General features: G+C 65.2%; 28 protein-coding genes. All 28 read right to left on the reverse strand.

Translation table 11 applies throughout. The annotated features are described in order from the left end of the window. Positions 1-10: 10 nt before the first annotated feature. The 28 genes from AC4PTB_RS09895 to AC4PTB_RS10030 all read right to left on the reverse strand — a co-directional run bounded on the left by AC4PTB_RS09895 (position 11) and on the right by AC4PTB_RS10030 (position 26,165). Positions 11-1,636, reverse strand: coding sequence for a ribonuclease J (locus tag AC4PTB_RS09895; RefSeq protein ID WP_492192623.1), 1,626 nt, complete (start codon positions 1,634-1,636; stop codon positions 11-13). A gap of 47 nt (positions 1,637-1,683) precedes the next feature. Next, positions 1,684-2,460 carry a type III pantothenate kinase gene (locus AC4PTB_RS09900; protein WP_492189804.1) on the reverse strand — a complete coding sequence of 259 codons (777 nt, stop codon included), beginning with the start codon at positions 2,458-2,460 and terminating at the stop codon, positions 1,684-1,686. An 8-nt stretch (positions 2,461-2,468) separates the two neighbouring features. Next, entirely contained in the window at positions 2,469-3,167 is a 699-nt protein-coding gene (locus AC4PTB_RS09905) for a biotin--[acetyl-CoA-carboxylase] ligase (RefSeq protein ID WP_492192624.1), read from the reverse strand. Between the two features lie 67 nt (positions 3,168-3,234). Then, positions 3,235-4,671 carry an NADH-quinone oxidoreductase subunit NuoN gene (gene nuoN / locus AC4PTB_RS09910; RefSeq protein ID WP_492189805.1) on the reverse strand — a complete coding sequence of 479 codons (1,437 nt, stop codon included), beginning with the start codon at positions 4,669-4,671 and terminating at the stop codon, positions 3,235-3,237. A gap of 12 nt (positions 4,672-4,683) precedes the next feature. Next, a complete protein-coding gene (locus AC4PTB_RS09915) occupies positions 4,684-6,222 on the reverse strand; it encodes an NADH-quinone oxidoreductase subunit M (protein ID WP_492189806.1) in 1,539 nt (512 codons plus the stop codon). Next, positions 6,222-8,354, reverse strand: a complete 2,133-nt coding sequence (nuoL, locus tag AC4PTB_RS09920) for an NADH-quinone oxidoreductase subunit L (protein WP_492189807.1) — start codon at positions 8,352-8,354, stop codon at positions 6,222-6,224. Before nuoL ends, AC4PTB_RS09915 begins: the two co-directional genes overlap by 1 nt. 4 nt (positions 8,355-8,358) lie before the next feature. After that, a complete protein-coding gene (gene nuoK, locus AC4PTB_RS09925; protein ID WP_492189808.1) occupies positions 8,359-8,667 on the reverse strand; it encodes an NADH-quinone oxidoreductase subunit NuoK in 309 nt (102 codons plus the stop codon). A 43-nt stretch (positions 8,668-8,710) separates the two neighbouring features. Further along, positions 8,711-9,319, reverse strand: coding sequence for an NADH-quinone oxidoreductase subunit J (locus tag AC4PTB_RS09930; protein WP_492189809.1), 609 nt, complete (start codon positions 9,317-9,319; stop codon positions 8,711-8,713). After that, entirely contained in the window at positions 9,316-9,726 is a 411-nt protein-coding gene (locus tag AC4PTB_RS09935) for a carboxymuconolactone decarboxylase family protein (protein ID WP_492189810.1), read from the reverse strand. Before AC4PTB_RS09935 ends, AC4PTB_RS09930 begins: the two co-directional genes overlap by 4 nt. Then, on the reverse strand, positions 9,723-10,214 hold the full coding sequence (nuoI, locus tag AC4PTB_RS09940) for an NADH-quinone oxidoreductase subunit NuoI (protein ID WP_023916454.1): 492 nt from the start codon (positions 10,212-10,214) through the stop codon (positions 9,723-9,725). The genes AC4PTB_RS09935 and nuoI overlap by 4 nt, the downstream gene beginning before the upstream one ends. Further along, positions 10,214-10,501: a hypothetical protein gene (locus tag AC4PTB_RS09945; RefSeq protein ID WP_492189811.1), complete on the reverse strand. Its 288-nt coding sequence runs from the start codon at positions 10,499-10,501 to the stop codon at positions 10,214-10,216. Before AC4PTB_RS09945 ends, nuoI begins: the two co-directional genes overlap by 1 nt. Then, the gene (gene nuoH / locus AC4PTB_RS09950) at positions 10,498-11,535 is read right to left on the reverse strand and encodes an NADH-quinone oxidoreductase subunit NuoH (RefSeq protein ID WP_492189812.1); all 1,038 of its coding nucleotides are present in this window, start codon (positions 11,533-11,535) and stop codon (positions 10,498-10,500) included. The genes AC4PTB_RS09945 and nuoH overlap by 4 nt, the downstream gene beginning before the upstream one ends. Positions 11,536-11,568: 33 nt before the next feature. Continuing rightward, on the reverse strand, positions 11,569-11,976 hold the full coding sequence (locus AC4PTB_RS09955) for a YNQ4 family lipoprotein (protein WP_492189813.1): 408 nt from the start codon (positions 11,974-11,976) through the stop codon (positions 11,569-11,571). 3 nt (positions 11,977-11,979) lie between these two features. Beyond that, positions 11,980-13,977 (reverse strand): NADH-quinone oxidoreductase subunit NuoG, encoded by a 1,998-nt coding sequence (gene nuoG, locus AC4PTB_RS09960; protein WP_492189814.1) that lies wholly within the window; start codon positions 13,975-13,977, stop codon positions 11,980-11,982. Positions 13,978-14,064: 87 nt separating this feature from the next. Continuing rightward, a complete protein-coding gene (locus AC4PTB_RS09965; protein ID WP_492189815.1) occupies positions 14,065-14,892 on the reverse strand; it encodes a class I SAM-dependent methyltransferase in 828 nt (275 codons plus the stop codon). After that, positions 14,889-15,173, reverse strand: coding sequence for a hypothetical protein (locus AC4PTB_RS09970; RefSeq protein WP_492189816.1), 285 nt, complete (start codon positions 15,171-15,173; stop codon positions 14,889-14,891). The genes AC4PTB_RS09965 and AC4PTB_RS09970 overlap by 4 nt, the downstream gene beginning before the upstream one ends. Next, a complete protein-coding gene (locus AC4PTB_RS09975) occupies positions 15,173-15,649 on the reverse strand; it encodes a hypothetical protein (RefSeq protein ID WP_492189817.1) in 477 nt (158 codons plus the stop codon). Before AC4PTB_RS09975 ends, AC4PTB_RS09970 begins: the two co-directional genes overlap by 1 nt. Positions 15,650-15,655: 6 nt before the next feature. Next, positions 15,656-16,951: an NADH-quinone oxidoreductase subunit NuoF gene (nuoF, locus tag AC4PTB_RS09980; protein WP_492189818.1), complete on the reverse strand. Its 1,296-nt coding sequence runs from the start codon at positions 16,949-16,951 to the stop codon at positions 15,656-15,658. 192 nt (positions 16,952-17,143) lie between these two features. Continuing rightward, positions 17,144-17,629: a hypothetical protein gene (locus AC4PTB_RS09985; RefSeq protein WP_492189819.1), complete on the reverse strand. Its 486-nt coding sequence runs from the start codon at positions 17,627-17,629 to the stop codon at positions 17,144-17,146. 99 nt (positions 17,630-17,728) lie between these two features. After that, a complete protein-coding gene (locus tag AC4PTB_RS09990; protein ID WP_492189820.1) occupies positions 17,729-18,898 on the reverse strand; it encodes an NADH-quinone oxidoreductase subunit E in 1,170 nt (389 codons plus the stop codon). Next, the gene (locus AC4PTB_RS09995) at positions 18,898-20,139 is read right to left on the reverse strand and encodes an NADH-quinone oxidoreductase subunit D (RefSeq protein ID WP_492189821.1); all 1,242 of its coding nucleotides are present in this window, start codon (positions 20,137-20,139) and stop codon (positions 18,898-18,900) included. The genes AC4PTB_RS09990 and AC4PTB_RS09995 overlap by 1 nt, the downstream gene beginning before the upstream one ends. Before the next feature lie 45 nt (positions 20,140-20,184). Next, a complete protein-coding gene (locus AC4PTB_RS10000) occupies positions 20,185-20,784 on the reverse strand; it encodes an NADH-quinone oxidoreductase subunit C (RefSeq protein WP_492189822.1) in 600 nt (199 codons plus the stop codon). An 11-nt stretch (positions 20,785-20,795) separates the two neighbouring features. After that, entirely contained in the window at positions 20,796-21,329 is a 534-nt protein-coding gene (locus AC4PTB_RS10005; protein WP_492189823.1) for a NuoB/complex I 20 kDa subunit family protein, read from the reverse strand. After that, entirely contained in the window at positions 21,320-21,700 is a 381-nt protein-coding gene (locus AC4PTB_RS10010) for an NADH-quinone oxidoreductase subunit A (RefSeq protein WP_492189824.1), read from the reverse strand. Before AC4PTB_RS10010 ends, AC4PTB_RS10005 begins: the two co-directional genes overlap by 10 nt. 264 nt (positions 21,701-21,964) lie before the next feature. Further along, positions 21,965-22,750, reverse strand: a complete 786-nt coding sequence (locus tag AC4PTB_RS10015) for a crotonase/enoyl-CoA hydratase family protein (protein WP_492189825.1) — start codon at positions 22,748-22,750, stop codon at positions 21,965-21,967. After that, the gene (locus AC4PTB_RS10020; protein ID WP_492189826.1) at positions 22,743-23,606 is read right to left on the reverse strand and encodes a hydroxymethylglutaryl-CoA lyase; all 864 of its coding nucleotides are present in this window, start codon (positions 23,604-23,606) and stop codon (positions 22,743-22,745) included. Before AC4PTB_RS10020 ends, AC4PTB_RS10015 begins: the two co-directional genes overlap by 8 nt. Then, positions 23,599-24,246: a glutathione S-transferase family protein gene (locus AC4PTB_RS10025; protein ID WP_492189827.1), complete on the reverse strand. Its 648-nt coding sequence runs from the start codon at positions 24,244-24,246 to the stop codon at positions 23,599-23,601. Before AC4PTB_RS10025 ends, AC4PTB_RS10020 begins: the two co-directional genes overlap by 8 nt. Beyond that, a complete protein-coding gene (locus AC4PTB_RS10030; protein ID WP_492189828.1) occupies positions 24,243-26,165 on the reverse strand; it encodes an acetyl/propionyl/methylcrotonyl-CoA carboxylase subunit alpha in 1,923 nt (640 codons plus the stop codon). The genes AC4PTB_RS10025 and AC4PTB_RS10030 overlap by 4 nt, the downstream gene beginning before the upstream one ends. Between the last annotated feature and the right edge of the window lie 50 nt (positions 26,166-26,215).

Here is a 26,215-nt window from a genome sequence, read left to right on the forward strand (position 1 = left end):
CGGCTCCGGGTCAGTCGGCCATCAGCCGCGACACCACCACCGTCACTTCGGGTTTCTTGCCGATCTCTTCCATGGCGACCTGCCGGGCGATGCGGCGCAGTGCCTCGTCCAGCTTGTCGTCATCGCGCACGACCTTGTCGGGCGCCGTTTCAAGGAAGGCCGAAAGCTCGTCCTCGATGATCTTCATCATGTCGCCGCCCGATTTGCCGCGCTCGGGCAGGCCCATCAGCTCGACCCAGGCGTCGCCCAAGGGCATGTCGTCCTCGTCGATGATCACGGTGATCAGCACATGGCCGTTCAGCGCCATGCGGATGCGTTCGCGCACCACCCCGTCCAGCGCCCCGATCAGCACCGTACCATCCAGATAAAGCCGCCCGGTCTCGATATATTCGACCACTTTCGGCGCCGGGCCGGTCAGATCCAGCATCGTGCCATTCGTCGCGATCTCGGTGGCGATGCCCTTCGACTGCGCGATCTTCGCATGTTCGCGCAGGTGGCGATGCTCGCCATGCATCGGAATCAGGATCTGCGGCCGCAAAAGGTCATGCACCGCATCCAGATCGGGACGGTTGGCATGCCCCGAGACATGGTAAAGCCCGCCCCGGTCATCGACCACATCGACGCCCATTTCGGAAAAGGCGTTCATGATCTTGATCACGCCGCGCTCGTTGCCGGGGATCACCTTCGAGGAGAACAGGAACGTGTCCCCCTCTTTCATCGACAGGCCCAGATATTTGCCGCGGCTGAGCTGCGCGGTGGCCGCGCGCCGTTCGCCCTGCGAGCCGGTGACAATCAGCATCAGGTTCTGGCGCGGCACATCGACCGCGTCTTCGGGCTGGATCGTGCCGGGGAAGCCCTTGAGAACATTGGCCTCCTCGGCCACCTGCACCATCTTGCGCATGGCCCGGCCCAAAAGACAGACCGAGCGTCCGGCGGCCCGGCCCGCCTCGGCCAGGGTCTTCAGCCGCGCCACATTCGAGGCGAAGGTGGTGGCCACCACCATCCCCTTTTGCGAGGCGATGAAATCCCGAAGCGGCACCACCAGCGTCGATTCCGAGCGGCCCGGATTATGGGTGAAGACGTTCGTCGAATCGCAGCACAGAACCTTGACGCCCGCGCCCTCGTTGGCGATCTCGTGCCATTCGAGCGGGTCGAAGGGCTCGCCCACCACCGGATTGCCGTCGAGCTTGAAATCGCCCGTATGCACGACGCGCCCCGCGGGCGTGTCGATGATCAAGGCCGAGCTTTCCGGGATCGAATGGCTGACGGGGACGAATTGCACCCGGAACGGTCCGACATCGATCGCCTTCGGGCGCGGCTCGACCACCCGGATCATGTCCGCGGCCAGGCCCGCCTCTTCCATCTTCATCGCGACCAGCGCGGCGGTGAAGCGGCGCGCAAAGACCGGCGCGCGCAGCTTCGGCCACAGATGCGGCATGGCGCCGATATGGTCTTCATGGCCATGGGTCAGGAAGATCGCATCGATGCGGTTGACATTCGCCTCGAGCCAGGCGGTGTCGGCCATGATCAGATCGACCCCGGGCGCGCCGTCCATGTCCGGGAAGGTCACCCCCAGATCGACGACGATCAGCCGCTCTTTCCCCTCGGGTCCGTAGCCATAGACATAGGCATTCATCCCGACTTCGCCGGCACCGCCCAGAGGAAGGTAGATCAGTCGCTCGCTCACGCCCCAAGTCCCTTGTTGTAATCGAAGATCAGACGCAGACCATGCATGGTCAGGTCATCCTCGACCTTGTCGAACAGATCGAAACCCAGATCGAAGAGCGAGGCAAGACCCCCGGTGGCAATCACCTTCATCGGACGGTCACGTTCCATCCGGATCTGCCGCACGATGCCTTCGACAAGGCCGATATAGCCCCAATACACCCCGGATTGAATGCAGGCCACCGTATTCGTGCCGATCACCCCTTGCGGCTTCGTGACATCGACATGCGGCAGGGCCGCTGCCGCCATATGCAGCGCCTCAAGGCTGAGGTTCACCCCGGGGGCGATCACCCCGCCGATATAGGCGCCATCGGGGGCCACCACGTCGAAGGTGGTGGCGGTGCCGAAATCGACGACGATCAGATCGCCGCCATGGCGGTCATAGCCCGCCACCGTGTTCACCAGCCGGTCCGGCCCGACGGTGGTGCCCGGATCGACGCGCGGCGCCACCGGCAAGTCGCAGTCCGGCTTGCCGACGACCAGCGGGCGGCAGTCGAAATAGCGGTTGCACAGAACGCGCAGATTGAACACCACCCGCGGCGCGGTCGAGGAAATGATCGCCGCGGAAATCCTGCCCTGCAGGCCCTTAAGCTGCATCAGCGTATTGAGCCAGACGAAATATTCGTCGGCGGTGCGGCGGTGGTCGGTGGCGATGCGCCAGGTGGCGGCGAAATCCGCCCCGTCCCAGACCGAAAACACGGTGTTGGTGTTGCCGCAGTCGATGCACAAAAGCATGGGCGCCCCTAAAAGAAGATATCCGCCGCCGAGATCGCCCGCCGGTGCCGGTCCGGGCCGGTCCCAAGGATCAGCGCGCCGGTGTCGTCGATCGTCTCGAAGGTGCCCGTCAAGGTTTCCGTGCCGGTGCGAGCGGTGATCCTTTGCCCGATCCTGGCGGCGCGGGCAAGCCATGCCGCGCGAATGGGGGTAAAACCGTAGCGTTCGAAGGTTGCGGCATAATGCGCAAAAGCCCGCGCCAGCGGCGGCAGGAAATCGAGCGGATCGATCCGCAGCCCGGTTTCCCCCATGACCGAGACCGGGGCGACGGCGCCGGGTTCCAGCGCCGCGGCAGGCGGCGCCGCGGCCAGATTGACGCCGATGCCGACGGCGAGATGGTTGATCTGCCCGCCGGTGCCGACGCTTTCCAGCAAGATCCCGGCGATCTTGCCGCCATTCAGCAGCACGTCATTGGGCCATTTGATCGCAGTGACAGGCCCGGGGCCGATGACCTCGGTCAGCGCGGCCTCAAGCGCAAGCGCCGCGACAAAGGAATAAAGCGCCGCGGTGGCGGGGGGGACGGCGGGGCGAAACACCAGCGTGGCAGCGAAATTGCCTTCGGGCATCAGCCAGTCGCGGCCCCGCCTGCCCCGGCCCGCGGTTTGCCGATGCGCAAAAACCCAAGCAGGCCCCGCAAGATGCGGGGCCAGCCGGGCCGCTTCGGCCATCGTCGTATCGGTCTGCGCAAGGACATGGCGGGCCACGCCCTCGGGCCAGTCCCGGGGCCAGTCTGCCTCAGTTGACAAGGGAAGCCGCCGCCGCCTGTGCCGCGCCCTCGATGCCGACCATGTTCACCGCACCGCCGAGCATCGCCACCGCCGCAAGGACAAGGAAGGCGAATTGCAGCGCCGGCATCCGGCCGTCAAGCGGCGCGGTCTTTTCACCGAAATACATGAAATAGACGATGCGCAGATAGTAGAAGGCGCCGATCACCGAGGCCACCACCGCCGCCACCGGCACCCAGAGGAACCCGGCCCCGATCGCCGCCTTGATCACCGCGAATTTGGCGAAGAAGCCCAGCATCGGCGGCACACCGGCCAGGCTGAAGAACAGCACCAGAAGCGCAAAGGCCTTCACCGGATCGGTTTTCGACAGCATGTTCAGCGCGGCGATCTCGGTGACGGCTTTGCCGTCGCGCTCCATCGACAGGATGAAGGCGAAGGTGCCGACGTTCATCACGGTGTAGATCGTCATGTAAAGCAGCATCGATTCCACGCCCGCCGCCGTGCCCGCGGCAAGACCCAGCAGGCCAAAGCCCATGTGCGAGATCGAGGAATAGGCCATCAGCCGCTTGATGTCGCGCTGGCCGATCCCGGCGATGGCGCCCAGATACATCGAGGCCAGCGCCAGCGCGGCCAGGATCTGCCCCCATTCGCCCGGCACCTGGCCGAAAGCGTCATGCACGACCCGCGCGATCAGCGCCATCGCGGCCAGTTTCGGCGCGGTGGCAAAGAAGGCGGTGACCGGGGTGGGCGAGCCCTGATAAACGTCCGGCGTCCACATGTGGAAGGGCACGGCCGAGACCTTGAAAGCCAGCCCCGCCAGCAGGAAGACCAGACCGAACAGCAGACCGATCGGCAGATGGCCCTGCTCGACCACGGTGATGATGCCCGAGAACGAGGTCGTGCCCGCGAAGCCGTAAACCAGCGAAGCACCGTAAAGCAGCAGCCCCGACGACAGCGAGCCCAGCACGAAATATTTCAGACCGGCTTCCGAAGAGATGGCCGAGTCCCGGCGCAGCGCCGCGACGACGTAAAGCGCCAGCGATTGCAGCTCCAGCCCGATGTACAGCGACATCAGATCGCCCGCCGAAACCATCATCATCATGCCGACCACGGCCAGCACGATCAGGACCGGATATTCGAACCGCAGCAGACCGCGACGGCCCAGATAATCCGAACTCATCGCCAGCACCGCCGCTGCCGAGACCAGGATCACCACTTTCGCAAAGCGCGCGAAATCATCGGCGATGAAAAGCCCGCCAAAGGCCGTCTGCGTGCCGGAGCCCAGCCCGATGATCAGAGCCAGCACCAGCATTGTCGCGGCCGAGGCCCAGAGGATCGGTTTCGCCACCCTGTCCTTGCCGGTCCAGACGCCGAAGAGCAGCACCCCCATCGCATAGATGGCCAGCAACACCTCGGGCAGGACGAGAGAGAATTCCGCTTTTGTCATGGGTCTTTCTCCTCAGTTGCCCGCAGTCGCTTGCGCGAGAGTGCCGAGGTCGGCGTGGTAATTCTGGACAAGATGGGCCACCGAAGGCCCGATCAGATCGGTCACAAGGCTGGGATAGACACCCAGAAGCAGCGTCATCGCCACCAGCGGCGCGAAGATCGCCTTTTCGCGCAGGGTCATGTCGGAGATCGTCTTAAGGCTTTCCTTGACCAGCTCGCCAAAGACCACGCGGCGGTAAAGCCAAAGCGCATAGGCGGCCGAGAGGATCACGCCCGAGGTCGCGAACAGCGCCACCCAGGTGTTGACCTGGAAAATCCCCATCAGCGTCAGGAATTCACCGACGAAGCCAGAGGTGCCCGGCAGCCCGACATTCGCCATGGTGAAAAACATGAAGATCAGCGCGTAGGCGGGCATCCGGTTCACCAGACCGCCATAGGCGGCGATCTCGCGGGTGTGCATGCGGTCATAGATCACGCCGACGCAGAGGAAGAGCGCCCCCGAGATGAAGCCGTGGCTGAGCATCTGGAAGATCGCGCCGTCAACGCCCTGCTGGTTCGCCGCGAAAATCCCCATCGTCACATAGCCCATGTGGGCGACGGACGAATAGGCGATCAGCTTCTTCATGTCCTCCTGCGCCAGCGCCACCAGCGAGGTGTAGACGATGGCCACCGCCGACAGGATGAAGACGAAGGTGGTCATCACTTCCGCGCCGACCGGGAACATCGGCAGCGAGAAGCGCAGGAAGCCGTAACCGCCCATTTTCAGCAGCACCGCCGCCAGCACGACCGAGCCCGCGGTGGGCGCCTGCACGTGCGCATCGGGCAACCAGGTGTGCACCGGCCACATCGGCATCTTCACCGCAAACGAGGCGAAGAAGGCCAGGAACAGCAGCGTCTGCACCCCGCCCGTCAGGCTCCACCAGCCGAGGAACGGCAGGCTGTCATGCGGGAAGTCGAAGCTCATCAGCGTCACGATATCGGTGGTGCCCGACATCATATACATCGCCACCATCGCCACCAGCATCAGCACCGAGCCGAGGAAGGTGTACAGGAAGAACTTGAACGTCGCATAGATGCGATCCTTGCCGCCCCAGATGCCGATGATCAGGAACATCGGGATCAGACCCGCCTCGAAGAAGAGGTAGAAGAGCACGAGATCCAGCGCCACGAAGACGCCGATCATCAGCGTTTCGAGGACAAGGAAGGCGATCATGTATTCCTTGACGCGGGCCTCCACATGCCAGGCGCTGGCGATGGTGAGCGGCATCAGGAAGGTGGTCAGCATCACGAACAGGATCGAGATGCCGTCGACGCCGAGCTTGTAATGCAGGCCCATGATCCAGGCCCGGTCCTCGACGAATTGCATGCCGGGGTTTTGCGGATCGAAGCCCGCCAGCAGCAGAAGCGAGACAAGGAAGGTCACGACGGTCGCGGTCAGCGCCACCCATTTCGCATTGCGATCGGCCGCCGGGCCTGACCCGCGGCTGACCACGGCAAGCACCGCCGCCGCCGCCAGCGGCAGGAAGGTGATGATGGAGAGGAGGTTTTGCATCAGTTCATTCCCCCGGTCCGCACGACCCAGAACATCAGAGCAACGATGCCCAGCACCATCGCAAACGCATAGTGGAAGAGATAGCCCGACTGGAGCCGCCCCGCGACGCGGGTGAAGAACGGGATCCAGCCAAGCGCGAGCCCGTTGATCGCCCCGTCGATGACGGCGCCATCGCCGCCCTTCCACAGTTTGCGACCAAGCGATTTCGCCGGGTTCACGAAGAGCAGGTCATAAAGCTCGTCGAAATACCACTTGTTGAGCAGGAAGCGGTAGAGCCCCGGCAGCGCCCGCGCCGTCCGCCCCGGCAGGGGCTTGTCACCGATGTAGTAAAGCCAGGCGAAGAAGAAGCCGGTCAGCATCGCGCCGAAGGGCGACAGCTTCACCCAGTCGGGCACGCCATGGGCATCATGCATCACATGGTTCGTCTCGGCCATGAAGATCGCGCCCTGCGGAGCCTTGGCCACCGCATGATCCGCGGCGGGGTCCGCCATCGCCATCGTGCCGGCCATCGCGGCTTCATGCGCCGCCCCGGTGTCATGGCCCCCGGCCGCCTGTTCGGTGCCGTGTTCCGCCCCATGCGCCTCGCCATGCGCCGCGGCAGGCAGGTTGAAGAAGCTGGCCACCTTGTCGCCGAAGAAGCTGTGATACCAGACCATCCCGGCCAGCACCGAGCCCACGGCGAGCAGCGCCAAGGGCGCCAGCATCACCGGCGGGCTTTCATGCGCGTGCTCATGCTTGTGATGATCGCCCCGCGCCTCGCCATAGAAGGTGAGGAAGATCAGCCGCCAGGAATAGAACGAGGTCATCCCCGCCGCCGCCACCAGCACGTAGAAGGCAAAACCGTTGCCGCTGGCAAAGGCGCTTTCGATGATCGCGTCTTTCGACAGATAGCCCGCAAAGCCCACCGGCACGCCGCCGATCGAGAAGAACGGGATGCCGACACCGGTGATGGCGAGCGTGCCGATCATCATGATCGCGAAGGTGAAGGGGATCTTCTTGCGCAGACCGCCGTAGTTGCGCATGTCCTGTTCGTGGTGCATCGCATGGATCACCGAGCCCGCGCCGAGGAACAGCATCGCCTTGAAGAAGGCATGCGTCAGCAGGTGGAACATCGCGACCGAATAGACCCCCGACCCGGCGGCCACGAACATGTAGCCCAGCTGCGAACAGGTCGAATAGGCGATCACGCGCTTGATGTCGTTCTGCACCAGACCCACGGTCGCGGCAAAGAAAGCCGTGACGGCGCCGACATAGACGACCATCAGCTTGGCCTCGGGCGCATACTCAAAGAGCGGCGACATCCGGCAGACAAGGAAGACGCCCGCGGTCACCATCGTCGCGGCGTGGATCAGCGCCGAAACCGGCGTCGGGCCTTCCATCGCATCGGGCAGCCAGGTGTGCAGGAACAGCTGCGCCGATTTCCCCATCGCGCCGATGAACAGCAGCACCGCGATCAGGTTGGCGGCGTTGAACTCCCACGCCAGGAACTGCAGCTCGGTCTTCGCCAGCTCGGGGGCGGCGGCAAAGATCACATCCATGTCGATGCTGTCGGTCAGGAAGAACAGCCCCAGAATGCCCAGCAGGAAGCCGAAATCGCCGACCCGGTTGACCACGAAGGCCTTGATCGCCGCGGCATTGGCCGTGGGTTTCTTGTAATAAAAGCCGATCAGCAGATAGGAGGCGACCCCCACCCCTTCCCAGCCGAAGAACATCTGCACCAGGTTGTCCGAGGTGACGAGCATCAGCATGGCAAAGGTGAAGAACGAAAGATAGGCGAAGAACCGCGCCTTGTAGCTTTCGTGATGGCTCCAGTTGTCGTCATGGGCCATGTAGCCCCAGGAATAAAGATGCACCAGCGCCGAGACCGTGGTGACGACGATCAGCATGATCGCGGTCAGCCGGTCGAGCCGGATCCCCCAGGCGGTATCGAGCGAGCCCGAGCGGATCCAGTCAAGCAGATGCACATGTTGCGTCTCGGACGGAAGCGTCAGGAAGACCACCCAGGACAGGATGCAGGACAGGAACAGAAGGCCGGTGGTGACGACAAGCGCCCCCTTTTCGGTGATCAGCCGCCAGCCGAAGCCGCCGATCAGCGCGCCAAGGAGCGGCGCAAGCAGGATGATCGTGGTCATGGCCTTACCCCTTCATCACGTTGACATCTTCGACGGCGATGGTGCCGCGGTTGCGGAAGAAGACCACCAGGATCGCCAGCCCGATTGCGGCCTCGGCGGCGGCGACGGTCAGCACGAACATGGTGAAGACCTGTCCGACCAGATCCCCCAGATGCGTCGAAAAGGCGATCATGTTGATGTTGACGGCCAGAAGCATCAGTTCGATCGACATCAGGATGACGATGACGTTCTTGCGGTTGACGAAGATGCCGAAGATGCCGGTGACGAAGAGGATCGCCGCCACAGCAAGATAATGTTCCAATCCGATCGTCATCGCTTCCCCTCCGGGCCCGACCCCGTTGTCTTGTTCTTAGTCATCACAGCCCCTGCCCCGGTTTCACGTCGACCATCTCCAGCGCCTTGGCCGGATCGCGGTGCATCTGCGCCAGCACGTTCTGCCGCTTGATGTCGGTGCGATGGCGCAGCGTCAGCAGGATCGCCCCGATCATCGCGACAAGCAGCACCAGACCCGCGCCCTGGAAGAGGTAGAGGTATTTGTCATAAAGGATCATGCCGAGCGCGGCGGTGTTCTCCACCCCCTCGGGCGCAGGCGCGGCGCGCAGGCCATTGGCGGCATCGGCCGTGTTCCAGACCATCAGCCCGGTGGCGAGCTGCACCAGCATGACGAGCGCGATCAGCCCGCCCACCGGCGCATAGCGCACAAGTTGCCCGCGCAGCGCCGCGAAATCGATGTCGAGCATCATCACGACGAAGAGGAACAGAACGGCGACCGCGCCGACATAGACGATGATCAGCAGCATGGCGACGAATTCCGCCCCCATCAGCACGAACAGCCCCGCCGCCGACAGGAAGGTGAGGATCAGCCACAAAACCGCATGCACCGGGTTCTTCGACAGCACCACCATGAGGCCCGCAACCACCGTCACCACGGCGAAAAGGTAAAAGGCGAATACGAACACCGTCATGTGTTTTCCCCCGATTTCTCGTCAAAGACCTCGCGCGCCAGTTCCAGCGCCTTGGTCATGGCGGGCACGCCGCCGAACATGCTCATCTGAAAGATCACCTCGGCGATCTCCCGCTCGGTTGCCCCGGCCTCGAGCGCGTGGCGGATGGTCAGCCGGATCGGCGCCTCGGCCTGCGCGCCCAGCGTCACCTGACCGGCCAGCGTCACCAGAAGCCGGGTGCGCGCATCCAGCCCGTCGCGGTTGAAGGTCTTGCCGAACCACATTTCCAGCATGTCCGCCGGCATGGTCGGAAACATCTTCTCGAAGGCCTTGGGGTTGAAGCTTTCCAAAGCCGGGTTGAACATCCGGGCCATTTCCGTGCCCTGCTCCATCATCGCCATGAAAAGCTTCTGGAAATCCGCGGTCATCTGTAGGGTGCGTCCATCTCGATGTTGCGGGCGATCTCGGCCTCCCAGCGGGCGCCGTTCTCGAGCAGCTTTTCCTTGGTGTAGAACAGCTCCTCGCGCGTCTCGGTGGCGTATTCGAAATTCGGCCCCTCGACGATGGCATCGACCGGGCAGGCCTCCTGGCAGTAGCCGCAATAGATGCATTTCGTCATGTCGATATCGTAACGCGTGGTGCGGCGCGAGCCATCCTCGCGCGGTTCGGCATCGATGGTGATCGCCTGCGCCGGGCAGATCGCCTCGCACAGCTTGCAGGCGATGCAGCGTTCCTCGCCCGAGGGGTAGCGGCGCAAAGCATGTTCGCCGCGGAAGCGCGGTGACAGCGGCCCCTTTTCATGCGGGTAGTTCAGCGTGGGCTTGGGCGCCACGAAATATTTCATCCCCAGCGCGAAGCCTTTGATGAAGTCCCACAGGACGAAATATTTCGCTGCGCGAACGTAATCGAAAGCCATCAGTTCTTCTCCGCCGGATCGGACTTTCCGGTGCCTTGCTTGAGAGGGCCGGAAACGGTCCATTTCCGGCTGTCGGAGGCGATTTCAAGATCGCCCACGCCAAAATCTCCGCGCCCTTCCAGCGCCCCCACCGCCCGCATGATCGGCGGCGTCTTCGACAGGAACGAGGTGATGTTCTTGCCATCCACCTCAAGCCGGTACCCCTCGACGATCACCGGCACGAGCTTCACCTCGCGGCCATCGAGCGTCAGGGAAAGCGTTTCGCGGTTCGGATCTTTCACGTTCATGCTCCCATGCTCCAGCGGGCCCAGAAGCCGCCAAGGACTTCGAATTTTGCAAGGAAAGCCACGACGACGACCCAGCCGAGCGAGAGCGGAAGGAAGACTTTCCAACCAATCCGCATCAGCTGGTCGTAGCGGTAGCGCGGCACGATGGCCTTCACCATCGCGAAGACGAAGAAGACCGCGGTCATCTTGGCGACCATCCAGAGCACGCCATCGGGCAGGCCCGGAACGGGCGAGAGCCAGCCGCCGAAGAACAGAACCGAGGTCAGCGCGCACATCAGCCAGACGGCGATATATTCGCCCGCCATGAACAGCAGGTAAGGCGTCGAGGAATATTCGACCATGAAGCCCGCGACGAGTTCGGATTCCGCCTCCGGCAGGTCGAAGGGCGGGCGGTTGGTTTCGGCCAGCGCCGAGATGAAGAACAGCGCCACCATCGGCAGATGCGGCAGCCAGTACCAGTTCAGCAGACCGAAATCGCCGCGCTGCGCCTCGACGATGGCCGAAAGGTTCATCGACCCGGTCGAGATGATCACGCCGACGATGATCAGCCCCATCGACACTTCATAAGAGATCATCTGCGCGGCAGAGCGCAGCGAGCCGAGGAAGGGATATTTCGAGTTCGAGGCCCAGCCGCCCATGATCACGCCGTAAACCTCGAGCGAGGAGACGGCGAAGATGAACAGCACGGCGACGTTGATATCGGCCATCACCCAGCCTTCGGCGAAGGGCACGACGGCCCAGCCCAGAAGCGCCAGCACCAGGCTGAGCATCGGCGCAAGGAAATAGACCGGCTTGTCGACGCCCGCGGGAACGACGATTTCCTTGAACACATATTTGGCGGCATCCGCCACCGATTGCAAAAGGCCGAAGGCGCCCACCACGTTCGGACCCCGGCGCATCTGCACCGCCGCCCAGATCTTGCGGTCGCCCCAGACCAGCAGCAAAAGCCCGATCATCACGAAAGCGATGATGCCCAGACCCTGCGCCAGCAGGATGAGGGTCTGTCCAAGTGATGTTGCCCAGAAGTCAGCCATGTTGTCCCTCGGATCCGTCCTGCATCATTCGTTTCAAACCGTCGGAATGCCGCGCTCGTGGCAATCGGCGACGGTCACTTCCGCATCGATCGTGCGCAAGCCCCGCGGCAGCGAGGGCGAGATGAGGTAAACCGCATCCGCCTGCAGGCTGCCGCCCGAGCGTGTCACGTTGGTGCGCACATGCCGGGCAAAGCCGAAGCCGCGGATCTGCGCATATTGTGCGGCGGCGCAGGTGGCATAAGCCGTCACCGCCGCCTTGCTGGTGGTGCCCGAAAGCGCCACCTGAAATCCCACCAGATCGTCATCGAGCAGATGCGTCTCGACCCCCTCATAGGTGATCGCCGCGCCCGAGACCGCCCCGCCCCCGGCTTCGGCGCAGCCGCTCAGCCCGGCCGCAAGGCCGGTCAGAAACGCCACGGGAAGGATCGGGGCAAGGGTCATGGCTTACTCCGCCGCCACGGCCGGGGATTTGCGCCCCTTGGCCTGCGCCGAACACTCCGCCATCACCACCGAAGCGCGCGCAATCGGGTTGGTGAAGTAATAGTCGCCAAGCGCCAGGCGGAAGCTGGCCTTGCCCATGTCGCGCCGCTCGGGCACGGTCCAGCCGTTCTCGGCCAGATGGTCGATGTCGCCCAGATGCGGGTGTTTGGCCAGCATCGCCTGCCGCAGCCCGCCCAAGGCATCCCAGGGCTGCGCCGCGCCCAGTTCCGCCGACAGCGCCCGCAGGATCGCCCAGTTTTCCTTGGCTTCACCCGGCGCGAAAGTGGCGCGGAAGGCAAGCTGCGGCCGCCCCTCGGTGTTGACGAAGAGCCCGTGTTCCTCGGTATAGGCCGCGCCCGGCAGGATGATGTCGGCACGCGCCGCACCGCGGTCGCCGTGGCTGCCCTGATAGATCACGAACGGCCCGCCTTCCGAGGCCGGTGCAATCTCCACCTCGTCGGCGCCCATGTTGTAGATCACCTGCACGCCCTCAAGCGCGACCAGCAACCCGCCATTCGTCACCGCCCCCACATCCATCGCGCCAACGCGCGACGCGGCGGTGTGCAGCATCAGCATCCGCCCCGAGAGCGCCATCGCATTGGCAATGACCGCATCGCCATCGGCCTCGGAAATCGCGCCCTGACCGACAATGACAATGGCGCCTTCCGACGCTTTCAGCCCGGCCAAAGCCGCGCGGTCGGTGCCGACATGCTCGTAGTCATAGGTCAGATCGACCGCCGGGCCGATCAGCTTGACGACCGCGCCCTTGGCCCAGGCCTTGCGAATGCGGGCGTTCAGCACCGGCGCCTCGGTCCGCGGATCGGTGCCGATCAGGATGATTTCCTTTGCGTCGTCAATGTCTTGAAGCGCGACATTGCCGACATAGGCCGAGCGGTTGCCGATCGGCAGACGCGCGCCATCGGTGCGGCATTCGACCGAGCCGCCCTGCCCTTCGATCAGCTGTTTCAGGCTGAAGGCGGCCTCGGTCGAGACCAGATCGCCGACCAGACCCAGAACCTTCTTGCCCCGCATCGCCGCGGCGGCGGCGGCAAGTGCCTCAGACCAGCTCGCCTTGCGCAGCTTGCCGTTTTCGCGAAGGTAAGGCGTGTCAAGGCGTTGGCGGCGCAGCCCGTCCCAGATGAAGCGGCCCTTGTCGCTCAGCCATTCCTCGTTCACGCCGTCATGGTTGCGCGGCACGATGCGTTTGACTTCGCGGCCCTTGGCGTCGATGCGGATGTTCGAGCCGAGCGCATCCATCACGTCGATGCTTTCGGTTTTCACCAGCTCCCACGGACGCGCGGTGAAAGCATAGGGTTTCGAGGTAAGCGCGCCGACCGGGCAGAGGTCGATGATGTTGCCCTGCAGGTTGCTGTCGAGCGTGCCGTTCAGATAGCTGGTGATCTCGCTGTCGGCGCCGCGCCCGGTCTGGCCCATCTGGGTGATGCCCGCGACCTCGGTGGTGAAGCGCACGCAACGGGTGCAGCTGATGCAGCGCGTCATCTCGGTCTTGACCAGCGGGCCGAGGTTCAGGTTCTCGGAGGTGCGCTTGACCTCGCGGAAGCGCGAGACCGAGCCGCCATAGGCCATCGCCTGATCCTGCAGATCGCATTCGCCGCCCTGATCGCAGATCGGGCAATCCAGCGGGTGGTTGATCAGAAGGAACTCCATCACGCCTTCGCGCGCCTTGCGCACCATCGGCGAATTGGTCTTGATCACCGAGGGCTCGCCATTCGGGCCGGGGCGCAAGTCTTTGATCTGCATGGCACAAGACGCGGTGGGCTTCGGCGGTCCGCCGACCACTTCGACCAGACACATCCGGCAGTTGCCCGCGATCGACAGCCGTTCATGATAGCAGAACCGCGGCACTTCGATGCCCGCCTGTTCGCAGGCCTGGATCAGGGTCAGGCTGGGATCGACCTCGACCTCGATACCGTCGATGATGATCTTGCGCAGGGTGCTCACGCTTGGCTCTCCATGTCGAACTTCAGGCGAGGCGCGGGCGCCCCGGAGATGCCGCCGGTGTGGCGGAGGGAATGCGGAATGCGGGGCTCAGCCATCGGCGTCCTCCTCGCGCGGGGCGGCACCGGCTTTGCCGCCGATGATCGAATTGACCGGCGGATGCACCGGGTCCTTCTCCAGCACGATGATCGCATCATGGACATGGATGCCCGAGACCAGATGCCCGAACGGCCCCACCTTCTGCTTGCCGCCATGATACCAGCGATGCATGTCGTCGGTCAGTTTGCGCAGGAAATTGAAGATGTTGTCGGGGGACTCAAGGCCGCCGCCGAAATTCTTCCAATAGGCGCATTGCATGTCTTCGATCATGTAGACGCCGCCCTCGGACAGAAGCGGAAACAGCGTGCGCAGGCTGGCGCGGACATGTTTCATCACATGGCTGCCGTCATCGAGAATGATGTCGACGCCGCCCATTTCCGCGATCACCCCGGCCAGAAACTTCGGATCGGCCTGCGAGCCGATCCGCACCTGCCCCGCCTCGCCGTTGTATTGCGCGCAGTCGGGATTGATGTCGATGCCGAAGATCACCGCCTCGGGGCCGAAATAGCGCCGCCACAGCCCGAGCGAGCCGCCGCGCCAGGTGCCGATTTCCAGCATCCGCACCGGCTTGCCGCGGAACTTCTCGAAATAGCGTTCATAGATCGGCAGGTAATGGTGCCACTTGTGCACCTCCCGCCCCTCGGTCGCGGCGAAAAGATCGACCAGATCGCCGCCGGTCTTGTATTTGCCGCGGATGTCGGCGGCCACATCGGTGCCCTGAAAGCGGAAATTCGGCTTGGCCTTTTTCGCCGGGGTCGCGCCCGCGTCAGATGCCGCCGTCGCCTCAACCGCCGTCGTGCCGTTGTCGGTCTTGCTCATGCACAGCCTCCCGGAAAGATCCACGCGCCTTCGCTGAAATTGTCCCTGTCGCCCGAGACGACACGGCCGCCGCACAGCGCATTGGCGGCGCGTTTCGCCTCGGCGCCCTCGTCATAGCCGAAGGCGGCGGCCTTGCGCGTCACCGCCAGTTCGCCCGAGGGCAGGAAGGCCCCCTGATAGCCCGCAAACTCGGCCAGGCGCGGCGCGCGGGCGCCGCCATCGGGCATCGGGGCCGCCGTGGCACAGCCCGCGATCACCAAGGGAAGCAACAGACTGCGCATCAGTAGCCCTTCCTTTCGTTGACCCGCGGACAGGCCAGATCCAGCCGATAGACGCCGGGCGCCAGCCGCTGCACCTCGGCCGGATCGCGCGAGATCGCCCGCGACGAGGGGCAGACCACATCCACCACCAGCAGCACGCCCTTTTTCAGCTCGCGCTCATCGGTCTCGGTGACGCCCTCGTATTCGACCTCGAAGGCCGAGGTGAAACCGTCCCAGAAGATGCACTCTTCCAGACCCTTGGCGTTCTTTTCGCAATGCTGGCCGCCGGTCAGCACCTGACCGAAATACTCCACCCGGGCGCCGCGCACCCCCTCGGACAGGCGCAGATGCCGCGACAGATCGGGGATGTAGCCCGAAGCGCGCAGGCTGTAATCGGGCGCCTCGGCCAGCGCAGGCATACAGGCGCAGGCCAGCGCCGCTGCCGTCGCCGTCCCCCCCGTCGTGATCCTGTGAAAGCTGCCCGAGCCGGTGGCCATCTCAGATCACTCCGCCGCCATCGCGCCCATGCGACCGGTCTTGCGCGCCTTGATCCGGTCCTCGATCTCCTCGCGGTAATGCCGGATCAGCCCCTGGATCGGCCAGGCGGCGGCATCGCCAAGGGCGCAGATCGTATGGCCCTCGACCTGTTTCGTCACCGAAAACAGCATGTCGATTTCCTCGATCTCGGCCTCGCCCGTCACCAGACGCTCCATCACCCGCCACATCCACGAGGTCCCCTCGCGGCAGGGGGTGCACTGGCCGCAGCTTTCGTGCTTGAAGAACTGCGACAGCCGCGCGATCGCCTTGATGATGTCGGTCTGCTGATCCATCACGATCAGACAGGCGGTGCCGAAGGACGACTGCTTTTCGCGCATGCCGTCGTAATCCATGATCGCATCTTCGCACAGATGCGCCGGAATGACCGGGCAGGAGGCGCCGCCGGGGATCACCGCCTTGAGGTTCTTCCAGCCGCCGCGCACGCCGCCGCCGTGCTTCTCGATCAGCTCTTTCATGCTGATCGACATGGCTTCCTCGACGACGCAAGGCGTGTTCACATGGCCCGACATCGCGAAAAGCTTGACGCCGGTGTTGTTCGGCCGCCCGATGCCCGCGAACCAGGCACCACCACGGCGCAGGATCGTCGGCACGACAGCGATGGATTCGACGTTGTTCACCGTGGTCGGGCAGCCATAAAGCCCCGAGCCCGCCGGGAACGGCGGTTTCATCCGCGGCATCCCCTTCTTGCCTTCAAGGCTTTCCAGCAGCGCGGTTTCCTCGCCGCAGATATAGGCGCCCGCGCCGTGGTGCAGATAGACATCGAAATCATAGCCCGAGCGGCAGGCATTGCGCCCGATCAGCCCGGCCTCGTAGCATTCGTCAATGGCGGCCTGCAGCGCCTCCTTTTCGCGGACATATTCGCCGCGGATATAGATATAGGCCGCCCGCGCCCCCATGGCGAAACCGGCGATCAGCGCGCCTTCGACCAGCGTATGCGGATCGTGGCGCATGATTTCGCGGTCCTTGCAGGTGCCCGGCTCGGATTCATCGGCGTTGATCACCAGAAACGAGGGCCGCCCGTCGGATTGCTTCGGCATGAACGACCATTTGAGCCCGGTCGGAAAGCCCGCACCGCCGCGCCCGCGCAGCCCCGAGGCCTTGACCTGCTCGATGATCCAGTCCCGGCCATTGCCAAGGATCGCCGCCGTGCCATCCCAGTGACCACGCGCCATCGCGCCCTTCAGCGAGCGGTCGTGCATCCCGTAGATGTTGGTGAAGATGCGATCGTGATCGTTGAGCATGTCCATTCCCTCGGTTTCGGCGGGGGCCGGTGCCCGGCCCGCGCGGCATCGGCCTGCGATGCACACGGTCTCCCTCGTCCGGGCCGCGGCCCGGCGCTTCCGGATCTGGTCCGGGAGATCCCGAGCCCCACAGGGCTCGGGATCATTTCTGGCCGCACCAGCGCCTCTCCCCAGACGCCGGGCGGATCGGCCTCAGCCCCGACGGGGCTTTTGCTTGCCTTTCGGCGCAGCCGCCGGCCTGGCAGCCGGTTTCGGCGCAGTGGCGGCCGGGGCGGGCGTCGGCGCGGGCGCCGGTTCGGCGGCCTTGACCGGGGCGGCGGCGGGCGCGGCTTTCACCGGCGCAGCCTGCACAGGCGCGGCTTTCACCGGCTCGGCTTTCACAGGTTCGGGCACTTTCGGCGCTTCGGCGGTCTTCACCGCCGCCGCAGGCGCCGCGGCCGGAACCGCCCGGCGCAACGCGGCCGCTTCCTCAGCCGAGATCGGCGCCTTCGGTTCGGGCAGACCGCAGGTCGCCCAGCAGATCAGCCGCGCCAGGATCAGCCCGGAAATCACCGCGGCAATCGCCGCCATCCAGATCCCCACCGAACCCAGAAGCCAAAGTGCAAAGAAAATAGCGGCTCCGAGCCAACCACCCAGCTTGCGGGCTTTCGTCTGGCAGTCTGTGTCGTTCGTCGACATTTTGCCTTTCCTTTCCCTCTTTCCGTGCCGGGTAGCGGACGTCACGCCGTCCCGGCCTCTGTAGGTTGTCGTTCAAGTCTTCAGATCAGTCGTCCGTCTTCAGTAACTGTTTGTCTTCGCCCGTTCGAGGAAACGGTCAAGCCCTTCCTCGACGATGATCTTCGCCTGAACCACCCAGCGGTCGCCGCTGGCGCGCCCCGGAAAGCCCTTCAGATTGCCGTCGACCCAGGCGATTTCCGCCGGTCCCCAGGCGGCAATCTGGTCGAAATGGAAGATGCCCAGATCGTGCAAAAGCGCCTCAATCGCGGGCCCGATGCTCTCGATCTTCTGCAGCTCATCGGCCTTGCCGTCGCGGGGTGCCGCCAGCGCAAGCGGTTTCTGGCCAGCGGTTTCAGCCGTTTGGGCCGCGCCCGCCGCCGCCCCGGCTCCCTGAGCCGCCGGGGCTGACGTCCCCCCGGCCGGGCCTGCCGCCGCCGCCGCTTTCGCCGCCTCGGCCGCCGCCTGCTGCTGCACCGCCGAGCGCGGCCGCGCCGTCATCAGACCGATCGCGCCCATCTGCCCCGAGACCTGCCATGGGGCGGAAAGCCGCACCTCGGTCCCGTCGATCCGGCGCGTGCCATCGCCCACCGCCACCGCGCGCGCAACCGAGCCATTCTGCGCCTCGCGCGCGCCGGGCGTCGCCGTGCAGCTGGTCAGGCCGGTGGCCGGTTCCGCCCCGAACCGCCCGATCTCCGAGCCCGGCACCGGCGCCTTGCCCGCGGCCAGATCGTCGATCAGCCGCTCCAGCCCCGCTTCGGTCAGGTCTTCGAAGTAATCCTTGCCGATCTGCGCCATCGGCGCATTCGCGCAGGCACCCAGGCATTCGACCTCTTCCCAGCTGAACCGGCCATCGGCAGACAGCGCATGCGGATGCGGCGCGATCTTGCGCTTGCAGACCGAAATCAGATTTTCCGACCCCATGATCATGCAGCTGGTGGTGCCGCAGACCTGGATATGCGCGACCGAGCCGGTGGGCTGCAGCTGGAACATGAAGTAGAAGGACGCCACTTCGAGCACGCGGATATAGGGCATGTCGAGCATGTCGGCGACGTATTCGATCGCGGGCTTCGAGAGCCAGCCTTCCTGTTCCTGCGCGCGAAACAGAAGCGGGATCACCGCCGAGGCCTGACGGCCCTCGGGATATTTGGTGATCTGCGCTTCCGCCCAGGCGCGGTTCGCGGGCGTGAAGGCGAAGCTTTCGGGTTGGTCATGGTGCAAACGGCGCAGCATCAGCGGTCGATCTCCCCGAACACGACATCCATCGTGCCGATGATGGCCGAGACATCGGCCAGTTGGTGTCCCTTGGCGACGGCATCAATCGATTGCAGATGCGCATAGCCCGGCGCGCGGATCTTGGCGCGATAGGGTCTGTTGGTGCCATCGGCGACCAGATAGACGCCGAACTCGCCCTTCGGTGCCTCGACCGCGGCGTAAACCTCGCCCGCGGGGACCTTGAAGCCCTCGGTGTAAAGCTTGAAATGGTGGATGAGCGCCTCCATCGAGGTCTTCATCTCGGCCCGTTTCGGCGGCGTCAGCTTGCCGCGGGCAAGAATGTCGCCCTGCCCTTCGGGCGCGCGCAGCTTCGCGCAGGCCTGCAGGATGATTTTGGCCGACTCGCGCATCTCGGCCATGCGGACAAGGTAGCGATCATAGCAGTCACCGTTCTTGCCCACGGCCACTTTGAAGTCGAATTCGTCATAGCATTCATAGGGTTGCGCACGGCGCAAATCCCAGGCCAGGCCCGAGCCGCGGACCATCACGCCCGAATAGCCCCATTTCTCGATCTCGGCTTCGGTGATGATGCAGATATCGGCGTTGCGCTGCTTGAAGATCCGGTTTTCGGTCAGCAGCCCCTCGATGTCATCCAGCACCCGGGGGAAGGCCTTGGCCCAGGTCTCGATATCGTCGATCAGATCGGGCGGCAGATCCTGATGCACCCCGCCCGGACGGAAGTAGTTCGCGTGCAGACGCGCGCCACAGGCCCGTTCGTAGAAGATCATCAGCTTTTCGCGTTCCTCGAAGCCCCAGAGCGGCGGCGTCAGCGCGCCCACGTCCATCGCCTGCGTGGTGACGTTCAAGAGGTGGTTCAGAATGCGGCCGATTTCCGAAAACAGCACCCGGATCAGCGAGGCGCGACGCGGCACGGCAGTCCCCGTCAGCTTCTCGATGGCGAGGCACCAGGCATGTTCCTGGTTCATCGGCGCCACATAGTCGAGCCGGTCGAAATAGGGCGTGTTCTGCAGATAGGTGCGGCTTTCCATCAGCTTTTCGGTGCCGCGGTGCAAAAGCCCGATATGCGGATCGGCGCGTTCGACGATTTCCCCGTCCAGCTCCAGCACCATCCGCAAAACCCCGTGCGCCGCAGGGTGTTGCGGGCCGAAGTTGATGTTGAAATTGCGGATTTTCTGCTCGCCGGTCAGCACGTCTTCCGAGCCGTCGTCGTAGCTGTTGTGCCGGATGTCGCCGTCCATGCCTCTTCCCCTTGTGCCTTTTGCCTCAGCCGTTCCGGTGCCGGATCAGCTGCGCTTCTCGTCGCCCGGAAGCACGCTCTGCGCGCCTTCCCACGGGCTGAGGAAATCGAATTGCCGGTATTCCTGCGCCAGCTTCACCGGCTCGTAGACGACGCGCTTTTGCACCTCGTCGTAGCGCAGCTCGATGTAGCCCGTCGTCGGGAAATCCTTGCGCAGCGGGTGGCCGCGGAAGCCGTAATCGGTCAGCAGCCGGCGCAGGTCCGGGTGGCCCGAGAACAGGATGCCGAACATGTCGAAGACTTCGCGCTCAAACCAGTTCGCCGCCGGATAGACCTCGGTGATCGAGGGGCACATGACGTCTTCGGGCAGCGCCGCCTTGACGCGGATGCGCTGGTTCTTCCACATCGACAGGAAATGCCAGACCATTTCGAACCGCGCGGGCCGGTCCGGCCAGTCAACGGCGGTCAGATCGACCAGCGTGGTGAAACGGCAGGCGGCATCGTCGCGCAGGAACCGTACGAAATCGACGATCCCCTCGGGCTTGACGATCACCGTCAGCTCGCCCTGCACCACTTCGGCCGAGATCACCTCCCCGGCACGTTTCCGCGCGACATGCGCCGCGAGGTCTTGCAGCTTTTCGCTCATGCTCATCCTCCTCAGCGCACCAGGGTGCCGGTGCGGCGGATCTTGCGCTGCAGCTGCAAGATACCATACATCAGCGCCTCTGCCGAGGGCGGACAGCCGGGCACGTAGATATCGACCGGCACGATGCGGTCGCAGCCGCGCACGACCGAATAGCTGTAGTGATAATAGCCGCCGCCATTGGCGCAGCTGCCCATCGAGATCACATAGCGCGGCTCTGGCATCTGGTCGTAGACCTTGCGCAGCGCAGGCGCCATCTTGTTCGTCAGCGTGCCCGCGACGATCATCACGTCGGATTGCCGGGGCGAGGCGCGCGGCGCGAAGCCGTAGCGTTCCACGTCATAGCGCGGCATCGCGGTGTGCATCATCTCGACCGCGCAGCAGGCCAGACCGAAGGTCATCCAGTGCAGCGAGCCATTGCGCGCCCAGTTGATGATGTCTTCCGCGGTGGTGAGCAGGAAACCCTTGTCCTGCAGGTCGCGGTTGAGCGCCGCGGCAGCCACGTCCATGTCGGCGGCTGCGGTATTCGAGCCGGTCATCACGCCCATTCCAGCGCCCCCTTCTTCCACTCATAGGCAAAGCCCACGGTCAGCACGGCCAGGAACACCATCATCGACCAGAAAGCGGTCATCGACAGGTCGCCAAAGGCCACCGCCCAGGGGAAGAGGAATGCCACCTCGAGATCGAAGATGATGAACAGGATCGACACGAGGTAAAAGCGCACGTCGAACTTCATCCGCGCATCGTCAAAGGCGTTGAAGCCGCATTCATAGGCCGAGACCTTTTCCGGGTCGGGATTGCGATAGGCGATGACCGCCGCGGCCCCGATCAGGATCAGTCCAAGCCCGATCGCCATGGCCAGAAGGACGAGTATGGGAAGATATTCCCGCAACATTCCATGCGTGAGCGCGTCTTGCATCTTTGTGACCCCTTTTGCCCCCAAACTCACCTTCCCGTGCGCGGGGGCGGCAAAGGATGGAATAGCCCTCTCCCCCCCTCCGGTCAACCGCGCGAGGCCCGGATTCTGGGCTTGAGGCACATTTTGTATACCGATGCACACCGGATTTGAGACGTTTCGCCGCTGCGACAAGAAGTTGCCGCAATGCGGCATCATGTCTCGCCCCGAAACGGGGGCAATACCCGGGCCGAATCGGCCAATGCGCGAAATACTCTTGCGAATCTGTCAGTTCACAAGCCAGTGAGGCGCCCGTCGCTCAAAGAAGGCCGCCAGCCCCTCCTGCGCCTCGGCGCTTTCCCAGCGCGCCACCAGCGCGGCAATCGTGCGCTCTTGCGCCGCCGAGTCGAGACCTGGCGTCAACGCCCGCACCAGCGCCTTCGCCTCGGCCACGGCGCCGGGCGCGCAGGCCAGATAGGGGGCGACCTCGGCCTCGATCGCGGCATCCAGATCGGCCGCCGGAACCACCCGGGAAATCAGGTTCAGCCCCACCGCCTCCCTGGCAGAAAACAGCCGCGAGGACATGAAGACCGCCCGCGCCTTCGCCGGGCTCATCCGGGCGATGACATAGGGCGAAATCGTCGCGGGCGTCAGGCCAAGCTTCGTCTCGGTCAGCCCGAAGCGCGCGCCCTCGACGGCGATGGCGACATCGCAGACCGAGATCATGCCGATGCCGCCGCCAAAGGCATTGCCGTGGATGCGCCCGATCACCGGCTTGGGGCAGTCGTTCAGCGCCGCCAGCATCGCGGCCAGGCTGCGGGCACTGGCGGCGCGTTCCTCGGGCGTGGCGGTGATATTGGCCTGCATCCAGCGCAGATCGCCGCCCGCACAGAAGCTTGCCCCCTCGGCCGCCAGCACCACGACCCGCACCGCGGGATCAGCGCCCAGTTCGCGCACCGCGCGGGTCAGTTCGGCGATCACCTGCGCATCAAGCGCATTGTGCTTGGCCGGACGCGCCAGCCACAGCCAGGCCACGCCGCGGGCATCGGTCTCGATCCGGATCGTCTCAAACATCCTGTCCCCCCTTCAGCTTGCGCGCGAGCGCCACCGCCCGCGCCAGCGCCACCGGGTCAAGCCCGGTGTCATAGCCCAGCTCCAGAAGCCGCGCCGCCAGCTTTTCCGTCGCCACATTCCCCGCCGCGCCGGGCGCATAGGGACAGCCGCCCAAGCCCCCCGCCGCGGCATCGAAAACCCGCAGGCCCAGCGCGAGGCTCGCCTCGACATTCTCCAGCGCCCGCCCCGCGGTGTCGTGGAAATGCCCGGCCAGCCGCCCGGGCGGCATCTCGTTCAGAACGGCGCGCAGCATCGCCGTAACCGTCTCGGGCCGCCCCTGCCCGATGGTGTCGCCCAGACTAACCTCGTAGCAGCCCAGATCACGCAGGGCGGCCACCACCAGGGCCACCTGCGCGGGCGCAATCGCGCCCTCAAACGGGCAATCGGTGACCATCGAGACATAGCCCCGCACCGGCAAAAGCGCCGCCTGCGCCGCCTCGACGACCGGGGCAAAGCGCGCGAGGCTTTCGGCAATGGTGCAGTTCAGATTGGCGCGCGAGAACCCCTCGGAGGCCGAGGCGAAGATCGCCACCTCGTCCACCCCCGCCGCAAGCGCCGCCCGAAAGCCCTGCAGATTGGGCGTCAGCGCCGCATAGCGCGTGCCCGGACGCCGGGTGATGCCCGCCAGCACCGCGGCGCCATCGGCCATCTGCGGCACCCATTTCGGGCTGACGAAAGAGGCCACCTCGATGCGCGCAAACCCCGCCTGCGACAGCGCATCGACCAGCGCGATCTTGGCGGGGGTGGCGATGAAGCGGGCCTCGTTCTGCAACCCGTCGCGGGGCGCCATTTCGACGATCTCGACGCGCTCAGCCATCGGGCAGCTCGTAGAAGTCGCGGGCATAGATCGTCACCCCGCCGCGTTCGACGGCGCGGACATGGGCGGGGCGGGCCTGCGCGCGCGCGATCCAGGCGGCGATGGCGGGGAAGCGCTCGCGCGGCACGAAGCGGAACATCGCATCCATGTTGAAGCCGAACATGCAATCGGCGGCCGAGAACTGCCCCAAAATCCAGTCCCGCCCGCTCAGCCGCGCCTCCAGCGCATGCAGGGTGATTTCGAGCCGCTTCGTGTCAAGCCGCATCAGGGGCACCGAGCGGGCAGTTTCGGGGCGCAGGAAGATGTGATGAATATTGAGCGATTGCAGGATGTTGCCCTGGGTTTCGGCGAAATGCATCCACTCAAGGAAAGCGCCGCGGTCGGGGTTCCCCGGCATCGGCGCCAGCCGTCCGCGGGTCTCGGTCAGATATTGCGTGATGGCGCCGGATTCGAAGATCACCCGTCCGTCGATTTCCAGCGCCGGGATGCGCCCGGCCGGAGAGAGCGCGCGGAATTCCGGGCTGCGCAGGCTGCCGTCGGTCAGCGACCAGACCCGGATCTCGGCCTCCTCGTCCAGTTCCTCCAGAAGCCAGAGCACCCGATGCGAGCGCGAGCCCGGGACGTGATGCAGGATCGTCATGCCGCCGCCTCCTCGGCCAGACGGATCAGCGCCGCCCCGGCCTCCACCTGATCGCCCGCGCCCGCCAGCACCTCGGCCACAAGGCCCGCCCGCGCGGCGCACAGCGTATGTTCCATTTTCATCGCTTCCAGCACGGCCAGCCGGTCGCCCGCCGCGACCTGAGCGCCGGGCGCGACGAAGACAGCCTTCACCAGACCGGGCATCGGCGCAAGCGTGAGGCCAGAGGCGGCGGCGCGGCTTTCGCGGGCCAGCGGATCGGGACGGGCAAAACGATGCGCGCCCTGCAGGAACACGGTGATCCCGTCTTCCGCGACATGGATCTGCGCCCCGGTCTTGACGCCATCGACCCACCAGCCGTCCGCATGCAGCGCGCAATCGTGCTGCCCACCGCCGATCTCGACGCGGATCCGGTTCGGGCCGGTGACCTGCAGATGCGCGGGCTCCGCGAAGGGCACCGGACGGCGCAAGGGCGCCCAGAGGGTGAAGCCGCTGCCGGGGGTCTGATGCAGCCCCGCGGCGGCGATCACGGCCAGCGCGCGGGCGGCGGGCGGGACCGGCTGCGGGTCGGTCAGCGCCTGAAGATCGCGGGCGATCAGCCCGGTGTCGACATCGCCCGCGCCAAAGCCCGGATGGCGGGCAAGCCGGGCCAGAAAGCCAAGGTTCGTCACCGTGCCCGCGACCTGCGTGGCCTCGAGCGCCCGGGCCAGCGCATTCAGCGCCGCGGCGCGGGTCGGGCCGTGGGTGATCACCTTGGCGATCATCGGATCATACCAAGGGCTGATCGTATCCCCGGGCCGGACCCCGGTTTCCACCCGCAGCCCGGGGGGGAAGTGCAGGTGCTGTAGCGTGCCCGTGGCGGGCAGGAAGCCTGCGGGCACATCCTCGGCGTAAAGCCTTGCCTCAAACGCGTGGCCCCGGAGGGTCAGATCCTCCTGCCGCGCGGGCAAGGGTTCTCCGGCGGCAACGCGCAGCTGCCATTCCACCAGATCGACGCCGGTGATCGCCTCGGTCACCGGATGTTCGACCTGCAGGCGGGTGTTCATCTCCATAAACCAGAACCGGTCGGGGCGCAGCCCGTCCGAGGCATCGGTGATGAATTCGACCGTGCCCGCGCCCGCATAGCCGATCGCCTCGGCGGCGCGGACAGCGGCCTGGCCCATCGCCGCGCGCATCTCCTCGGTCATACCCGGCGCGGGGGCCTCCTCGATCACCTTTTGATGGCGGCGTTGCAGCGAACAATCGCGTTCATAAAGATGCACGGCGCGGCTGCCGTCGCCAAAGACCTGCACCTCGATGTGACGGGGCTTTTCGACATATTTCTCGATCAGCACGGCGGGGTTGCCAAAGGCCGTCTGCGCCTCGCCCTGCGCCGAGACAAGCGCGGCAGCGAAATCGGCGGCGCGGTCCACCCGGCGCATGCCCTTGCCGCCGCCGCCCGCCACCGCCTTGATCAGAACCGGATAGCCCAAAGCCTCGGCCGCGCCCGCAAGGTGTTCGGGGTCCTGATTGTCGCCGTGATAGCCCGGCACAACGGGCACGCCCGCCTGCGCCATCAGCGCCTTGGCGGCATCCTTGAGACCCATCGCCCGGATCGCATCGCCCGAGGGGCCGATGAACACAAGCCCAGCCGCCTGAACGGCATCGACGAAATCGGGGTTTTCCGACAGGAACCCATAGCCCGGATGGATCGCCTCGGCCCCGGTTTGAAGCGCGGCTTTGATGATCGCATCGCCGCGCAGGTAGCTGTCGGCCGGGCGCGGACCGCCGATGTGCACGGCCTCGTCGGCCATCGCGACATGGCGCGCCCCTGCATCGGCGTCGGAATAGACCGCGACCGTGGCGACGCCCAGACGGCGGGCGGTGTCGATCACCCGGCAGGCAATCTCGCCCCGGTTGGCGATCAGGATCTTGGCGAACATGACGGTCTCCTTCATCAACGGCGAAGGGGGCTCCGCCCCCAGGGCCCCCC

Source organism: Rhodobacter sp. 4.3.4, from assembly GCF_058724655.1.

Excerpts from the sequence above, each read along its gene's own strand:
- AC4PTB_RS09985 (WP_492189819.1), bottom strand. The coding sequence starts at position 17,629 with ATGTCGACGAACGACACAGACTGCCAGACGAAAGCCCGCAAGCTGGGT.
- AC4PTB_RS09955 (WP_492189813.1), bottom strand. The coding sequence starts at position 11,976 with ATGACCCTTGCCCCGATCCTTCCCGTGGCGTTTCTGACCGGCCTTGCG.
- AC4PTB_RS09905 (WP_492192624.1), bottom strand. The coding sequence starts at position 3,167 with ATGGCCGAAGCGGCCCGGCTGGCCCCGCATCTTGCGGGGCCTGCTTGG.
- nuoN (WP_492189805.1), bottom strand. The coding sequence starts at position 4,671 with ATGACAAAAGCGGAATTCTCTCTCGTCCTGCCCGAGGTGTTGCTGGCC.
- AC4PTB_RS10000 (WP_492189822.1), bottom strand. The coding sequence starts at position 20,784 with ATGAGCGAAAAGCTGCAAGACCTCGCGGCGCATGTCGCGCGGAAACGT.
- AC4PTB_RS10010 (WP_492189824.1), bottom strand. The coding sequence starts at position 21,700 with ATGCAAGACGCGCTCACGCATGGAATGTTGCGGGAATATCTTCCCATA.
- AC4PTB_RS10030 (WP_492189828.1), bottom strand. The coding sequence starts at position 26,165 with ATGTTCGCCAAGATCCTGATCGCCAACCGGGGCGAGATTGCCTGCCGG.
- AC4PTB_RS09900 (WP_492189804.1), bottom strand. The coding sequence starts at position 2,460 with ATGCTTTTGTGCATCGACTGCGGCAACACCAACACCGTGTTTTCGGTC.
- AC4PTB_RS09990 (WP_492189820.1), bottom strand. The coding sequence starts at position 18,898 with ATGCTGCGCCGTTTGCACCATGACCAACCCGAAAGCTTCGCCTTCACG.
- AC4PTB_RS09930 (WP_492189809.1), bottom strand. The coding sequence starts at position 9,319 with ATGACGGTGTTCGTATTCGCCTTTTACCTTTTCGCCGTGGTGACGGTG.
- nuoH (WP_492189812.1), bottom strand. The coding sequence starts at position 11,535 with ATGGCTGACTTCTGGGCAACATCACTTGGACAGACCCTCATCCTGCTG.
- AC4PTB_RS10020 (WP_492189826.1), bottom strand. The coding sequence starts at position 23,606 with ATGGCTGAGCGCGTCGAGATCGTCGAAATGGCGCCCCGCGACGGGTTG.
- AC4PTB_RS10015 (WP_492189825.1), bottom strand. The coding sequence starts at position 22,750 with ATGTTTGAGACGATCCGGATCGAGACCGATGCCCGCGGCGTGGCCTGG.
- nuoI (WP_023916454.1), bottom strand. The coding sequence starts at position 10,214 with ATGGCTTTCGATTACGTTCGCGCAGCGAAATATTTCGTCCTGTGGGAC.
- nuoL (WP_492189807.1), bottom strand. The coding sequence starts at position 8,354 with ATGACCACGATCATCCTGCTTGCGCCGCTCCTTGGCGCGCTGATCGGC.
- AC4PTB_RS09895 (WP_492192623.1), bottom strand. The coding sequence starts at position 1,636 with ATGAATGCCTATGTCTATGGCTACGGACCCGAGGGGAAAGAGCGGCTG.
- AC4PTB_RS09970 (WP_492189816.1), bottom strand. The coding sequence starts at position 15,173 with ATGCGCAGTCTGTTGCTTCCCTTGGTGATCGCGGGCTGTGCCACGGCG.
- AC4PTB_RS09995 (WP_492189821.1), bottom strand. The coding sequence starts at position 20,139 with ATGGACGGCGACATCCGGCACAACAGCTACGACGACGGCTCGGAAGAC.
- AC4PTB_RS09965 (WP_492189815.1), bottom strand. The coding sequence starts at position 14,892 with ATGAGCAAGACCGACAACGGCACGACGGCGGTTGAGGCGACGGCGGCA.
- nuoF (WP_492189818.1), bottom strand. The coding sequence starts at position 16,951 with ATGCTCAACGATCACGATCGCATCTTCACCAACATCTACGGGATGCAC.
- AC4PTB_RS10005 (WP_492189823.1), bottom strand. The coding sequence starts at position 21,329 with ATGGGCGTGATGACCGGCTCGAATACCGCAGCCGCCGACATGGACGTG.
- nuoK (WP_492189808.1), bottom strand. The coding sequence starts at position 8,667 with ATGACGATCGGATTGGAACATTATCTTGCTGTGGCGGCGATCCTCTTC.
- AC4PTB_RS09915 (WP_492189806.1), bottom strand. The coding sequence starts at position 6,222 with ATGCAAAACCTCCTCTCCATCATCACCTTCCTGCCGCTGGCGGCGGCG.
- AC4PTB_RS09935 (WP_492189810.1), bottom strand. The coding sequence starts at position 9,726 with ATGACCGCGGATTTCCAGAAGCTTTTCATGGCGATGATGGAGCAGGGC.
- AC4PTB_RS10025 (WP_492189827.1), bottom strand. The coding sequence starts at position 24,246 with ATGACGATCCTGCATCACGTCCCGGGCTCGCGCTCGCATCGGGTGCTC.
- AC4PTB_RS09945 (WP_492189811.1), bottom strand. The coding sequence starts at position 10,501 with ATGAACGTGAAAGATCCGAACCGCGAAACGCTTTCCCTGACGCTCGAT.
- AC4PTB_RS09975 (WP_492189817.1), bottom strand. The coding sequence starts at position 15,649 with ATGGCCACCGGCTCGGGCAGCTTTCACAGGATCACGACGGGGGGGACG.